Here is a 13,891-nt window from a genome sequence, read left to right as displayed (position 1 = left end):
ACCGTCTCTCTCAGTGGCTTGCGCGAATTGTGTCGATTGGCCAGCAAGTCAAGGCAGGTAAAAAGCCCTACAGCTCAAAATTACTTGCCCTACACGCAATGACTCAGGCGTCCACCATGGCCATCGCCTCCTCCACATCCACTGCCACCAGACGCGAGCAACCGGGTTCGTGCATCGTCACCCCCATCAATTGATCGGCCATTTCCATGGCGATCTTGTTGTGGGTGATGTAGATGAACTGCACCGTCTGCGACATCTCTTTGACCAGCCGTGCGTAGCGTCCAACGTTAGCGTCATCCAATGGCGCGTCAACCTCATCGAGCATGCAGAACGGCGCCGGATTCAACTTGAAGATGGCAAATACCAGGGCCAATGCGGTCAGGGCTTTTTCACCACCGGAGAGCAAATGGATGGTGCTGTTCTTCTTTCCTGGCGGCTGCGCCATGATCGTTACCCCAGTATCGAGTAGATCTTCGCCCGTCAGTTCCAAATACGCGCGTCCGCCACCGAAAACTTTTGGGAAAAGGACCTGTAAACCACCATTGATCTGATCAAAGGTATCTTTGAAGCGGTTTCGGGTTTCCTTGTCGATCTTGCGAATCACGTTCTCGAGCGTGTCCAGCGCTTCCACCAAATCATCGTTCTGAGCATCCAGATAACGTTTACGCTCGGATTGTTGCTGGTATTCGTCGATGGCCGCGAGGTTGATCGCGCCCAGGCGCTGGATCCGCGCGGCAATGCGCTCGAGTTCTTCTTCGGCGTCTTTCTCATTGGCTTCAGCCACCAGCGTGGCGAGCACGCCATGAAGGTCGTAACCGTCTTCCAGCAGTTGATCTTCAAGAGCCTTGCGACGCACGGTCAGGGCTTGCCATTCCATGCGCTGCGTTTCCATCTGGCCGCGAATCAATTGCGATTGTTGTTCAGCCTGGTTACGGCGTTTTTCGGCGTCACGCAGTTCGCGGTCGGCATCTTCCATGGCCATTTGCGCGGTCTTGAGTTCTTCGTCAACCGTCATGCGCTTGTCGAGTAACTCTTCGAGCTTCAGGCGCAGTTCTTCCAGTGGCGCCTCGCCCTCTTCCAAATTGAGACTGAGCTGTTCGCGCTTCTCGGTCAGGCGCTCGGACTGCATTTCCAGCCGTTCGAGGGCCTGACGAGTGGAGTCGTGTTGCGCCTTCAGCGAACCGAGGCGAACCGCCAGTTGATGTGCATGATCCTTGTGCTGTCGGGCTTCCTGACGCACCCGGTCGAGGCGCTCGCGCAGGCTGTCGCGTTGGGCCAATAACAACTCGCGCTGCTCAGTGTCCAGCGCCATGCTATCGAGAGCTTCCTGCAATTGCAGGCGCGCTTCGCCGATGTTTTCGTGTTCCAGGGCGCGCTGTTCGCTCAGCTCGGTGAGTTCTTCATCGAGACGGGTGCGGCGCAGGGTCAATTGCTCGACCTTGGCTTTGCCGGCGGACAACTGGGCTTTCAATTCGCCTTGCTGACGGGCTTCGTCTTGCAGCAAACGGCGCAAATGTTCGCGACCGTTTTCCTGCTGACGCTGCTGCGCCCTGAGATTCTGAAGTTGGGTTTCGAGGGTTTCGACCGTGGCTTCGCGCTCTTCGCGCTCAAGGCCCAAACGCTGGATTTCCTGGCCACGGGCGAGCACGCCGCTTTCCGCTTCGCTGGCCCGGCGCACACGCAAAAAGTGTCGGCCGACCCAGTAACCGTCGCGGCTGATCAGGCTTTGCCCGGCGACCAATTGCCCGCGCAACGCCAAGGCTTGCTCAAGGCTGTCGACCGGTTTGACCTGCCCCAGCCACGGCGACAGATCGATCTGCGCCTCGACCTTGTCGAGCAAACTGCCAGGCATGCGCACGCCATCGCTGGCCGGGCTGAGCAGGCGCAAATCGCCTTGGGCAAACCCGGCCAGATCGAAGTCACTGAAGTCATCCACCAGCACGGCTTGCAGGTCGGCGCCGAGCACGGTTTCCACCGCCAGTTCCCAACCGGCCTCGACCTTCAGGCCTTCGGCCAGACGCGGACGATCCGCCAGATGCTGTTCGCGCAGCCATTCGGCGGTGCCGGTGCCGGGATCGAGCGCGGCTTGCTGCAAGGCTTCCAACGACGCCAGTCGACCGTTGAGACGCTGCAAATCACCTTGGGCTTGCTGCTGCGCCGATAGGGCTTGCTGCAGTTCCTGACGCAGTTGCTCGAGGCGCTCGACTTGAGCCTCTTCACTGGCCTGTAAATCTTCGAGCGTGGCCTCGGACGCAGCCAACTGCTCGCTGAGTTCCATGATCGCCGCGTCTTCGGGATCTGCCGAGAGCAACGCACGTTCTTCGCCAAGACGCTTCTGGCGATCGGCCAAACGTTCCATGCTGGTTTCCAGCTGCTGGATTCGCGACTGCTGAACTTCAGACTGACGGCGTGGCTCGGCGGCGGTGAGGTTGAACGTGTCCCATTGTTCCTGCCAGGCGTGCATGGTGGTTTCGGATTCTTCGAGCGCGGCAGCAGCTTCTTCGGCGGCGGCGCTGGTGACTTCCTGTTCCGGCGTGAGCATGTCCAGCTCTTCGCCCAAGGTCAGCAGCAAGGTGCGGTCGTGGCCCAAGTGAGACTCGGTTTCCAGCCGCGCGCGTTCGGCTTCTTTCAAGTCGTCCTGTAGCTGACGCAAACGCTGCTGACCGTGCTGAATGCTCTGCTCGACCCGGGCGATGTCGCCGCCGACCGAATAGAAACGCCCCTGCACCAGATTGAAGCGTTCGGACAAATCGTGATGACCGTCACGCAGGCGCTCGATGGCCGCGTCGGCATTGCGTTGCTCAGCCACCAGAGCTTCGAAGGTGACTTCCTGAGTGCCTATGATCGACTCGCGCTGGCCGACCTGTTCGTTCAACGCCTGCCAGCGCAGGGCCGACAGCTGGGCCTTGAGCTGGCGCTCTTCGCCTTTATATTCCTGATACTTCTTGGCGGCCTCGGCCTGGCGGTGCAAGCGCTCAAGCTGACGCTCGAGCTCTTCGCGCAGGTCGGTCAGGCGGGCAAGGTTTTCGTGGGTGCGGCGGATACGGTTTTCAGTCTCGCGCCGACGTTCCTTGTACTTGGAAATACCGGCGGCTTCTTCGATGAAATTGCGCAAGTCTTCGGGCTTGGACTCGATCAGCTTGGAGATCATCCCCTGCTCGATAATCGAATAGCTGCGCGGGCCCAGGCCGGTACCCAGAAAGATGTCGGTGATATCGCGGCGACGGCATTTGGTGCCGTTGAGGTAGTAGGTGGTCTGGCTGTCGCGGGTCACTTTTCGGCGAATGGAAATTTCCGCATAGGCGGCCCATTCGCCGAGCAGGGTGCCGTCGGAGTTGTCGAATACCAGTTCAATGCTGGCCTGACTCACCGGTTTACGGCTGGTCGAGCCGTTGAAGATGACGTCGGTCATCGACTCGCCGCGCAAGTTCTTGGCCGAGCTCTCGCCCATCACCCAACGCACGGCGTCGATGATGTTCGACTTGCCGCAGCCATTGGGGCCGACCACGGCCGCCATGTTACTGGGAAAGTTTACCGTGGTCGGGTCGACGAAGGATTTGAACCCCGCCAGTTTGATGCACTTGAGCCGCACGCTTAAGCGACCGTCAGGGCAGAAATCACCAGATCGCAACTGCGCTGGGCATACGCCGTCAGCACCACGCGGATCTGAGGAAAATCACGAGCCAGCACGGCAGCGAGCAAGCGCTCGAACAGCTCGAGGAACTCGCTCATCGAGGCCTTGCGCTGATCCAGCGCGAGGAAATACGCGCGGCTCATGGCTGGCTGCAAATTCTCGACGGTTTCCTGCAAGTACGGGTTGTTGGCGAATGGATAGGCGGCACGCATCACACTGAAGCTGTCGTCGACGAACGTGCGGATGTCCTGGCGTTCGTAGCTGTCGGTCAGGCGCTGCTGGATCTGCAGGAACGGCACCATGTCGGCCTGGACTTGCCAGCCGCTGGCCACGGCGTTGCCGAGCAGAATGTACAACTCGCTCATCAGCGTGCACAGGCTCTGCACCTTGTGCGCCGTGAGTTCGGTCACATGGGCGCCACGTCGCGGCAAAATCGCGATCAAGTGGCGGCGCTCGAGAATCAGCAAGGCCTCACGGACTGAACCGCGGCTGACATTGAGCGCCAGCGTGACCTTCTGTTCCTGAATGCGCTCCCCCGGCTTCATTTCGCCACGAATGATACGTTCGGCGAGGTGGTGAGCGATTTGCTCGGCGAGGCTGTCCGGCGCCTTGAACGTCATGGTTGTCCTTCAAACTCTTCGATCTGCACAAGCGGCGCAGTGTAGCGCAATTGATGGGTCATGGCGGAGTGCCCACCCAGCGGTTTTTGGCACGATTCAAGCAAAAAGCAAGCTATCCCGTGAGGGTCAATAATGAAGGAACGAGTCGTTGATCGACAAAATGCTATTTCCTGACCTTTAAGTCAGAAAATCATTGACCGAAAAGTCAGACCTGATAAATTCGGCTCATGTCGGTTAACAACAATAATGAGTTTGCGAGGCCTTCCGTGATCCAGTTTTTACTAAACCAGGAACTCCGTAGCGAGCACGCCCTGGACCCGAACCTGACCGTGCTCAATTACCTGCGCGAACATGTGGGCAAACCCGGCACCAAAGAAGGCTGCGCCAGCGGCGACTGTGGCGCCTGCACCGTGGTGGTCGGCGAGTTGCAGACGGACGACTTGGGCCGCGAACACATTCGCTATCGCAGCCTCAACTCGTGCCTGACGTTCGTCTCCTCGCTGCACGGCAAGCAACTGATCAGCGTCGAAGACCTCAAGCATCAAGGCGAACTGCACAGCGTGCAAAAAGCCATGGTTGAGTGCCACGGTTCGCAGTGCGGCTTCTGCACGCCGGGCTTCGTGATGTCGCTGTTCGCGCTGCAAAAGAACAGCGACGAGCCCGACGCCCATAAAGCCCACGAAGCGCTGGCCGGCAACCTCTGCCGCTGCACCGGCTATCGGCCGATCCTGGCCGCCGCCGAGCAATCCTGCTGCGGCAAACAACCCGACCAATTCGATGCTCGCGAAGCGGACACCATCGCTCGCCTGAAAGCCATCGCCCCCACCGACATCGGCGAACTCAACAGTGGCGACAAACGCTGCCTGGTGCCGCTGACCGTGGCCGATCTGGCCGACCTCTATGACGCTTATCCACAAGCCCGCCTGCTGGCCGGCGGCACCGATCTGGCGCTGGAAGTTACGCAGTTCCACCGCACCTTGCCGGTGATGATCTACGTCGGCAACGTCGCCGAAATGAAACGCATCGAACGCTTCGATGATCGCCTGGAAATCGGCGCCGCTACCGCGCTCTCCGACTGTTACGACGCCTTGAAGGCCGAGTACCCGGACTTCGGTGAATTGCTGCAACGCTTCGCTTCCTTGCAGATCCGCAACCAGGGCACTTTGGGCGGCAACATAGGTAACGCCTCGCCGATTGGTGACACGCCACCGCTGCTGATCGCTCTCGGCGCGCAGATCGTCCTGTGCAAAGGCGAAACCCGCCGCACCATGGCTCTGGAAGATTACTTCATCGATTACCGGGTGACCGCGCGTCAGGAAAGCGAGTTCATCGAAAAGATCATCGTGCCGCGGGCCAGCGTTGAACAACTGTTCCGCGCCTACAAGGTATCCAAGCGTCTGGACGATGACATTTCCGCCGTATGTGCCGCGTTCAACCTGCGCATCGACACCGGCGTGATCGCCGACGCCCGCGTTGCTTTCGGCGGCATGGCGGCCATTCCAAAACGCGCCAAAAACTGCGAAGCCGCCCTGCTGGGTGCGCCGTTCAACAACGCCACCCTCGAACGCGCCTGCGCTGCGTTGGCCGAAGACTTCACGCCACTCTCGGACTTCCGCGCCAGCAAGGAATACCGCCAGCTCAGCGCGCAGAATCTGCTGCGTAAATACTTCATCGAACTGCAAACACCGCACATCGAGACTCGGGTGACCGCTTATGTCTAATCATCACACTGTAGAGAAGACCCAAGCCGAACTGGCTGAACTATTCGCCAAGGACCTGACCACCGGCGTCGGCCGCAGCGTCAAGCACGACAGCGCCGACAAGCACGTGTCCGGTGAAGCGCAGTACATCGACGATCGGCTGGAATTCCCCAATCAGCTGCACGTTTACGCACGGCTGTCGGACCGTGCCCACGCGAAGATCATCAGCATCGATACCAAGCCTTGTTACGCCTTTGAAGGCGTGCGCATCGCTATCACCCACAAAGACGTACCGGGCCTGAAAGACATCGGCCCATTGCTGCCGGGTGACCCGTTGCTGGCCATTGATGACGTCCAATTCGTCGGTCAAGTGGTGCTCGCCGTTGCGGCGAAAGACCTGGAAACCGCACGCAAAGCCGCCATGGCCGCGATCATCGAATACGAAGATCTGGAGCCGGTGCTGGACGTGGTTGAAGCCCTGCGCAAACGCCATTTCGTGCTCGACAGCCACACCCATCAGCGCGGCGATTCGGCCACTGCGCTTTCTACCGCAGAGCATCGCATCCAGGGCACGCTGCACATCGGTGGCCAGGAACACTTTTATCTGGAAACCCAGATCTCTTCGGTGATGCCGACCGAAGACGGCGGCATGATCGTTTACTGCTCCACCCAGAACCCCACTGAAGTACAGAAACTGGTGGCGGAAGTGCTGGACGTGTCGATGAATAAAATCGTCGTCGACATGCGCCGCATGGGCGGTGGTTTCGGCGGCAAGGAAACTCAAGCGGCAAGCCCGGCGTGCCTGTGCGCGGTGATTGCGCACCTGACCGGTCAGCCGACCAAAATGCGCCTGCCGCGTGTCGAAGACATGCTGATGACCGGCAAGCGTCACCCGTTCTACGTCGAGTACGACGTAGGCTTCGACAGCACTGGCCGCCTGCACGGCATTGCGCTGGAACTGGCCGGTAATTGCGGTTGCTCACCGGATTTGTCGGCGTCGATTGTCGACCGCGCGATGTTCCATGCCGACAACTCGTACTACCTGGGCGACGCGACCATCAACGGTCACCGCTGCAAAACCAACACCGCGTCGAACACCGCTTACCGTGGCTTCGGTGGCCCGCAAGGCATGGTCGCCATCGAAGAAGTGATGGACGCGATTGCCCGCCATCTGGGCCTCGATCCGCTGGCCGTGCGAAAGGCCAACTACTACGGCAAGACCGAGCGCAATGTCACCCATTACTACCAGACCGTCGAGCACAACATGCTCGAGGAAATGACCGCCGAACTGGAAGAAAGCAGCCAGTACGCCGAGCGTCGCGAAGCGATCCGTCGCTACAACGCCAACAGCCCGATCCTGAAAAAAGGCCTGGCGCTGACCCCGGTGAAATTTGGTATTTCCTTCACCGCCAGCTTCCTCAATCAGGCCGGTGCACTGATCCACATCTATACCGACGGCAGCATCCACCTGAACCACGGCGGCACCGAAATGGGCCAGGGTCTGAACACCAAGGTTGCGCAAGTCGTGGCTGAAGTGTTCCAGGTGGAAATGGACCGCGTACAGATCACCGCGACCAACACCGACAAGGTCCCGAACACTTCGCCAACCGCTGCTTCCAGTGGTGCCGACTTGAATGGTAAAGCGGCGCAAAACGCAGCTGAAATCATCAAGAAACGCCTAGTGGAATTCGCCGCGCGGCAATACAAGGTCAGCGAAGAAGACGTGGAATTCCACAACGGTCACGTGCGGGTTCGCGATCACATCCTGACATTTGAATCGCTGATCCAGCAGGCGTATTTCGCCCAGGTGTCGCTGTCGAGCACCGGCTTCTACAAGACCCCGAAAATCTACTACGACCGCAGTCAGGCGCGGGGTCGGCCGTTCTACTACTACGCCTTCGGTGCAGCCTGCGCCGAGGTGATCGTCGACACCCTGACCGGCGAGTACAAGATGCTGCGCACTGACATCCTTCACGATGTCGGCGACTCGCTGAACCCGGCGATCGACATCGGTCAGGTCGAGGGTGGTTTCATCCAGGGCATGGGTTGGCTGACCATGGAAGAACTGGTGTGGAACAACAAAGGCAAACTGATGACCAATGGCCCGGCCAGCTACAAGATCCCGGCGGTGGCAGACATGCCATTGGACCTGCGGGTGAAGCTGGTAGAAAACCGCAAGAACCCGGAAGACACGGTGTTCCACTCCAAGGCCGTGGGTGAGCCGCCGTTCATGCTCGGCATTGCGGCGTGGTGTGCGATCAAGGACGCCGTGGCCAGTTTGGGCGACTACCAGCATCAACCGAAAATCGACGCACCGGCGACCCCGGAGCGGGTGTTGTGGGGTTGTGAGCAGATGCGGCAGTTGAAGGTGGCGAAAGCTGTTGAAACCGAAGTTGAGTTGGCTTCGCTCTGATACCGAGGCGCGGCCAATCGCTAGCAGGCTAGCTCCCACAGGATTCGTGGGGAATCCAAAATGTGTGGACACCACAAAACAATGTGGGAGCTAGCCTGCTAGCGATGAGGCCCGGATAGACAACAGAAATGTTGAGGTGAATATGTACAACTGGATTGACGCCCTCGCCGACCTGCAATCCCAGGGTGAACCCTGTGTGTTGGTGACCATTATCGAAGAGCTCGGCTCGACGCCGCGTAATGCCGGCTCGAAGATGGTCATCAGCGCCACGCAAACGTTCGACACCATCGGTGGCGGACATCTGGAATACAAGGCCATGCAGATCGGCCGCGAGATGCTGGCCAGCGGTCGGCAGGACACCCACCTGGAGCGTTTCAGCCTTGGCGCCAGCCTGGGCCAGTGCTGCGGCGGCGTGACCGTGCTGCTGTTCGAACCAATGGGCCAGGTCCAGGCGCAGATTGCAGTATTCGGCGCCGGCCACGTCGGTCGGGCGCTGGTGCCGCTGCTCGCCAGCCTGCCCTGCCGGGTGCGCTGGATCGATTCCCGGGAAGCCGAATTCCCTGAACAGATTCCCCACGGCGTGCGCAAGATCGTCGCCGAAGAACCGGTGGATGAAGTCGATGACCTGCCCGCCGGCAGCTACTGCATCGTCATGACCCACAACCACCAACTCGATCTCGAACTCACTGCTGCGATCCTCAAGCGCAACGACTTCGCCTACTTCGGCCTGATCGGTTCGAAGACCAAACGTGTGAAGTTCGAACACCGCTTGCGTGACCGTGGTTTCGACAGCGCCGTGTTGCAACGCATGCGCTGCCCGATGGGCATCGGCGAAGTCAAAGGCAAGTTGCCTGTGGAAATCGCCATCTCCATCGCTGGCGAAATTATCGCCACCTATAACGCGAACTTCGGCCAGCACACTGCCAGCGCCGGATCATCGATTGCCAAACTGCTGCCTGCTTCACGCCGCAGCCAAGCTTCCAATTGATAAGCCTGAAACTGAGAGATCCCATGCCTCTGACTCGCAAAGCCTACCGCGCCGCCCTCCTGCACAGCATCGCCGATCCCGCCGAAGTGGGTATCGAAGCCTCGTACGAATATTTCGAAGACGGTCTGCTGGTGGTCGAAAACGGCCAGATCAGCGCCATCGGCCACGCCAGCGAACTGCTGCCGACCCTGCCGGCCGATATCCAGATCACGCATTATCAGGACGCGCTGATCACCCCGGGCTTCATCGACACTCACATCCACTTGCCGCAAACCGGCATGGTCGGCGCTTATGGCGAACAGCTGCTGGACTGGCTGAATACCTACACCTTCCCGTGCGAAAGCCAATTCGCCGACAAGGCCCACGCTGACGAAGTCGCGGATATTTTCATCAAGGAACTGCTGCGTAACGGCACCACTACTGCGCTGGTGTTCGGCAGCGTGCATCCGCAGTCGGTGAACTCGTTCTTCGAGGCCGCCGAACAGTTGGACCTGCGGATGATCGCCGGCAAGGTAATGATGGACCGCAACGCGCCGGACTATCTGACCGACACTGCCGAATCGAGTTACGTCCAAAGCAAGGCGCTGATTGAGCGCTGGCACGGCAAGGGTCGTCTGCACTACGCAGTCACCCCACGCTTCGCCCCGACCAGCACCCCGGAACAACTGACCCTCGCCGGCCAATTGCTGAGTGAATATCCGGATCTGTACATGCAGACCCACATCAGCGAAAACCTGAAGGAAGTCGAGTGGGTCAAGGCGCTGTTCCCTGAGCGCAAGGGCTACCTGGACGTCTACGATCACTACCAACTGCTCGGCAAGCGCTCGGTGTTCGCCCACGGCGTGCACCTGTGCGACGACGAATGCGCGCGCCTGGCCGAGACCGGCTCGGCCATCGCCTTCTGCCCGACCTCGAACTTCTTCCTCGGCAGCGGTTTGTTCAATCTGCCGATGGCCGAGAAACACAAACTCAATGTCGGCCTCGGTACCGATGTCGGCGGCGGCACCAGTTTCTCGCTGCTGCAAACCCTGAACGAAGCCTACAAAGTCATGCAACTGCAAGGTGCACGGCTGAGCCCGTTCAAATCGCTGTACCTGGCCACCCTCGGCGGCGCCCGCGCTCTGCGCCTGGAAGACAAGATCGGCACCCTGCAACCGGGCACAGATGCGGACTTCCTGGTGCTGGACTACAACGCCACGCCGCTGCTCAGCTATCGCTTGAAGCAGGCCAATAACATTGCCGAGACGTTGTTTGTATTGATGACGCTGGGGGATGACCGGACGGTGTTGCAGACGTATGCGGCGGGGAATCAGGTGCATCAGCGCTAGGTTTTTCGGGCATAAAAAAATCCCCCGCACTCTACAGTCCGGGGGATTTTTATTGCCTGTCCGATCGCTATCGCGAGCAGGCTCGCTCCCACAGTTGATCTTCAGTGATTACAGAATTTGCATTCAACACAAAACCCTGTGGGAGCGAGCCTGCTCGCGATGGGAGCGATGCGGTCTGACTTAAAGTTTCGCGACCGGCCGCCCAGGCTTCTTGGTCTGCAACAAATGCGAGAACACCGCATGCAAATCATCCGACGCGCTTTCTTCGTCGAGGTTGAGTTTGCTGTCGATGTGATCCATGTGATGCATCATCAGGTCCACCGCCAACTCAGCGTTTCGCGCTTCGATGGCGTCGATCAACTGGGTGTGCTCGTCGTAGGAACAGTGGGAGCGATTGCCGCTTTCATACTGGGCAATGATCAACGAAGTCTGGGACACCAGGCTGCGCTGAAAGCTGATCAGCGGCGCATTTTTCGCCGCTTCAGCCAATTTCAAGTGAAACTCGCCCGACAGACGAATACCGGCACCGCGATCGCCACGGGAGAAGCTGTCGCGCTCGTCGTTGACCATCTGGCGCAACTCGGCAATCTGCTCGGCCGTGGCGTGCTGAACCGCCAATTCAGTGATCGCCCGCTCCACCAGACGCCGCGCCAGAAACACCTGACGGGCCTCTTCGACACTCGGGCTGGCGACGACAGCGCCGCGATTCGGTCGCAACAACACCACGCCTTCATGGGCCAGACGCGACAGCGCGCGGCGAATGATGGTGCGGCTGACCCCGAAAATTTCCCCCAGCGCTTCTTCGCTCAACTTGGTGCCGGGCGCCAGACGCTGTTCGAGGATGGCCTCGAAGATATGCGCATAGACAATATCGTCCTGGGTACCGCTGCGGCCGGCTTTGCCTGCTCGCGGTTGTTTCTTGAGGGGTTGCAACTGTTCGTTCATGGGCACTCGAGTCGGGAGAACTGCGGCGAATTGACCGTGACTGTAATACGGCACAGTGGGTCGCTGGCAAGTATCGCGTAAAAAACACCGCGATTGTACACAATGGAAGGTGGCAACACGACTGTACGGCTGTTTGACGCCCTCGCTGTATTGCAACGACCGGTTACTTTTCAGTTTAGGCTTGAACCCAGAATCCGTGGCTCAAACGCGATCCCCGTAGGAGCTGCCGAAGGCTGCGATCTTTTGATCTTGTTTTTAAAATCAAAGTCAAAAGATCGCAGCCTTCGGCAGCTCCTACGTAGAGCGGCGTTGGTTCGGATATTTTCATAGGTATAAGGAACACCGCTGTCATGACCGACGCCACGCACACGCAGCTTCGCCCCCTGACTGATACGTCACCTTCGGCCATCGTCGCCGGCTTCATCGCCATGATGACCGGTTACACCAGCTCACTGGTGTTGATGTTCCAGGCCGGGCAAGCGGCGGGCCTGACTAGCGGGCAGATTTCATCGTGGATCTGGGCGATCTCCATCGGCATGGCGGTGTGCTCGATCGGCTTATCCTTGCGCTACCGCACGCCGATCACCATTGCCTGGTCGACCCCCGGCGCGGCGTTGCTGATCACCAGCCTGGGCGGTGTCAGTTATGGCGAGGCTATTGGCGCCTACATCACTTGCGCAGTGCTGGTGACCATTTGTGGCCTGACCGGCAGTTTCGAACGGTTGGTGAAAAAAATTCCGGCCTCATTGGCGGCGGCATTGCTGGCGGGGATTCTGTTCAAGATCGGCAGCGAGATTTTCGTCGCCGCCCAGCACCGCACTACGCTGGTGCTGGGGATGTTCTTCACGTATCTGGTGGTCAAACGCCTGTCGCCCCGCTACGCCGTGCTCGCCGCGCTGTTGATCGGCACCGCACTGTCGGGGTTTATGGGGTTGCTGGATTTCAGTGGCTTCCACATGGAAGTCGCAATGCCAGTCTGGACCACGCCGCACTTTTCCCTGGCCGCGACCATCAGCATCGGCATTCCGCTGTTCGTGGTGGCGATGACTTCGCAGAACATGCCGGGCATCGCCGTATTGCGCGCCGACGGCTACAACGTGCCGGCCTCGCCACTGATCACCACCACCGGCGTTGCCTCGTTGCTGTTGGCGCCGTTCGGTTCTCACGGAATCAACCTGGCCGCCATCAGCGCGGCGATCTGCACCGGGCCGCACGCCCATGAAGATCGCAACAAGCGCTACACGGCCGCCGTCTGGTGCGGGATTTTCTATGGGATTGCCGGGGTATTTGGCGCGACGTTGGCGGCGTTGTTTGCCGCATTGCCTAAAGAGCTGGTGCTGTCGATTGCCGCGCTGGCGCTGTTCGGCTCGATCATCAATGGGTTGAGCATTGCCATGGCGCAAGTGCAGGAACGGGAAGCAGCGCTGATTACTTTTATGGTGACGGCGTCGGGGCTGACGCTGTTTTCCATCGGTTCGGCGTTTTGGGGGATTGTGGCGGGGGTGTTGACGCTGGTGATTTTGAATTGGCGTAAAAGCTGAAAGATCGCAGCCTCGTTTCACTCGACAGCTCCTACAGGGCAACGCATTCGAGGTAGGAGCTGCGTAGGAGCTGTCGAGTGAAACGAGGCTGCGATCTCTTGATCTTCAAAAAAAACGGCGACCCTTGGGCCGCCGTTTTTTAGAACCTCAAGCTACCGGATTGATCGGCTTTTCCGGGTACCAGACGTCGATCAGCGGGCTGACGGTTGCTTCGGTCAGTTCGCTGCGGCCTTTGAGCCAGGCTTCAACAGCGGCACGCTGCTCTTCGGAGACCGAGCCACGCTTCTGCAGGCAAACCAGACCGAAGTCGTCGCCGCCAACATAGCCCAGACCGTTGGCTTCCATGGCTTCTTTCAGGAACGCGTCGAGGAAAGCATCAATGGCTTCATCAGCCAAATCTTCTTTGAAATCCAGGTTCAGTTCGAAACCCAGCTCTTGAAATTCATCGACGCACAGTTTTTTGCGCAGACGCTGGGAACGGTTAGTCGCCATTGGAACAATCCTCATAAGTAATAACGGGCCGCACTTTAGCAGTTTAAGGCGCCGATTGCCCGCCTCAGAATGGCGCTACGCCTACCGTCGGTAAAAAAATAGCGGATTAGACGACCGGGGTAAGGCACAAGCTGTTGCACCTTGGGGCATAATGCCGACACTTTCATGACCGCTGAGGGAATTTATCTCCATGCCCTCGTCTTTTTTCCCCTCGGCTGTAGGGTTTTATT

9 protein-coding genes are annotated in these 13,891 nt (G+C 59.2%); 5 read left to right on the top strand and 4 right to left on the bottom strand.

The annotated features are described in order from the left end of the window. Positions 1–103 precede the first annotated feature (103 nt). Both smc and ACYZT2_RS10755 read right to left on the bottom strand, forming a co-directional pair. Complete coding sequence (gene smc, locus ACYZT2_RS10760; protein WP_461971967.1) at positions 104–3,592, bottom strand: chromosome segregation protein SMC; 3,489 nt, start codon at positions 3,590–3,592, stop codon at positions 104–106. Between the two features lie 2 nt (positions 3,593–3,594). After that, positions 3,595–4,254: a GntR family transcriptional regulator gene (locus ACYZT2_RS10755; protein ID WP_461971965.1), complete on the bottom strand. Its 660-nt coding sequence runs from the start codon at positions 4,252–4,254 to the stop codon at positions 3,595–3,597. Between the two features lie 266 nt (positions 4,255–4,520). On the opposite strand from ACYZT2_RS10755, the gene xdhA reads away from it, so the two are divergent. From xdhA to guaD, 4 genes are all read left to right on the top strand, one after another. Beyond that, on the top strand, positions 4,521–5,975 hold the full coding sequence (xdhA, locus tag ACYZT2_RS10750; RefSeq protein ID WP_461971963.1) for a xanthine dehydrogenase small subunit: 1,455 nt from the start codon (positions 4,521–4,523) through the stop codon (positions 5,973–5,975). After that, positions 5,968–8,367 (top strand): xanthine dehydrogenase molybdopterin binding subunit, encoded by a 2,400-nt coding sequence (gene xdhB, locus ACYZT2_RS10745; RefSeq protein WP_461971961.1) that lies wholly within the window; start codon positions 5,968–5,970, stop codon positions 8,365–8,367. Before xdhA ends, xdhB begins: the two co-directional genes overlap by 8 nt. Positions 8,368–8,509: 142 nt before the next feature. Next, positions 8,510–9,355 (top strand): xanthine dehydrogenase accessory protein XdhC, encoded by an 846-nt coding sequence (xdhC, locus tag ACYZT2_RS10740; RefSeq protein WP_461971959.1) that lies wholly within the window; start codon positions 8,510–8,512, stop codon positions 9,353–9,355. A gap of 23 nt (positions 9,356–9,378) precedes the next feature. Further along, positions 9,379–10,683, top strand: a complete 1,305-nt coding sequence (gene guaD / locus ACYZT2_RS10735) for a guanine deaminase (protein WP_461971957.1) — start codon at positions 9,379–9,381, stop codon at positions 10,681–10,683. 180 nt (positions 10,684–10,863) lie between these two features. On the opposite strand, the gene ACYZT2_RS10730 is transcribed toward guaD, so the two are convergent. Next, entirely contained in the window at positions 10,864–11,628 is a 765-nt protein-coding gene (locus ACYZT2_RS10730) for a GntR family transcriptional regulator (protein WP_282380479.1), read from the bottom strand. Positions 11,629–11,978: 350 nt separating this feature from the next. On the opposite strand from ACYZT2_RS10730, the gene ACYZT2_RS10725 reads away from it, so the two are divergent. Then, on the top strand, positions 11,979–13,169 hold the full coding sequence (locus ACYZT2_RS10725) for a benzoate/H(+) symporter BenE family transporter (RefSeq protein WP_461971954.1): 1,191 nt from the start codon (positions 11,979–11,981) through the stop codon (positions 13,167–13,169). A gap of 147 nt (positions 13,170–13,316) precedes the next feature. On the opposite strand, the gene ACYZT2_RS10720 is transcribed toward ACYZT2_RS10725, so the two are convergent. Beyond that, the gene (locus ACYZT2_RS10720; RefSeq protein WP_007896965.1) at positions 13,317–13,661 is read right to left on the bottom strand and encodes a YggL family protein; all 345 of its coding nucleotides are present in this window, start codon (positions 13,659–13,661) and stop codon (positions 13,317–13,319) included. Between the last annotated feature and the right edge of the window lie 230 nt (positions 13,662–13,891).

It is taken from the genome of Pseudomonas sp. MDT1-85 (assembly GCF_054898065.1).
The sequence above is the reverse complement of the archived record's forward strand: the minus strand, read 5'-3'. Positions and strand labels throughout refer to the sequence as shown.

Excerpts from the sequence above, each read along its gene's own strand:
- ACYZT2_RS10755 (WP_461971965.1), bottom strand. The coding sequence starts at position 4,254 with ATGACGTTCAAGGCGCCGGACAGCCTCGCCGAGCAAATCGCTCACCAC.
- xdhB (WP_461971961.1), top strand. The coding sequence starts at position 5,968 with ATGTCTAATCATCACACTGTAGAGAAGACCCAAGCCGAACTGGCTGAA.
- xdhC (WP_461971959.1), top strand. The coding sequence starts at position 8,510 with ATGTACAACTGGATTGACGCCCTCGCCGACCTGCAATCCCAGGGTGAA.
- guaD (WP_461971957.1), top strand. The coding sequence starts at position 9,379 with ATGCCTCTGACTCGCAAAGCCTACCGCGCCGCCCTCCTGCACAGCATC.
- ACYZT2_RS10730 (WP_282380479.1), bottom strand. The coding sequence starts at position 11,628 with ATGAACGAACAGTTGCAACCCCTCAAGAAACAACCGCGAGCAGGCAAA.
- ACYZT2_RS10725 (WP_461971954.1), top strand. The coding sequence starts at position 11,979 with ATGACCGACGCCACGCACACGCAGCTTCGCCCCCTGACTGATACGTCA.
- ACYZT2_RS10720 (WP_007896965.1), bottom strand. The coding sequence starts at position 13,661 with ATGGCGACTAACCGTTCCCAGCGTCTGCGCAAAAAACTGTGCGTCGAT.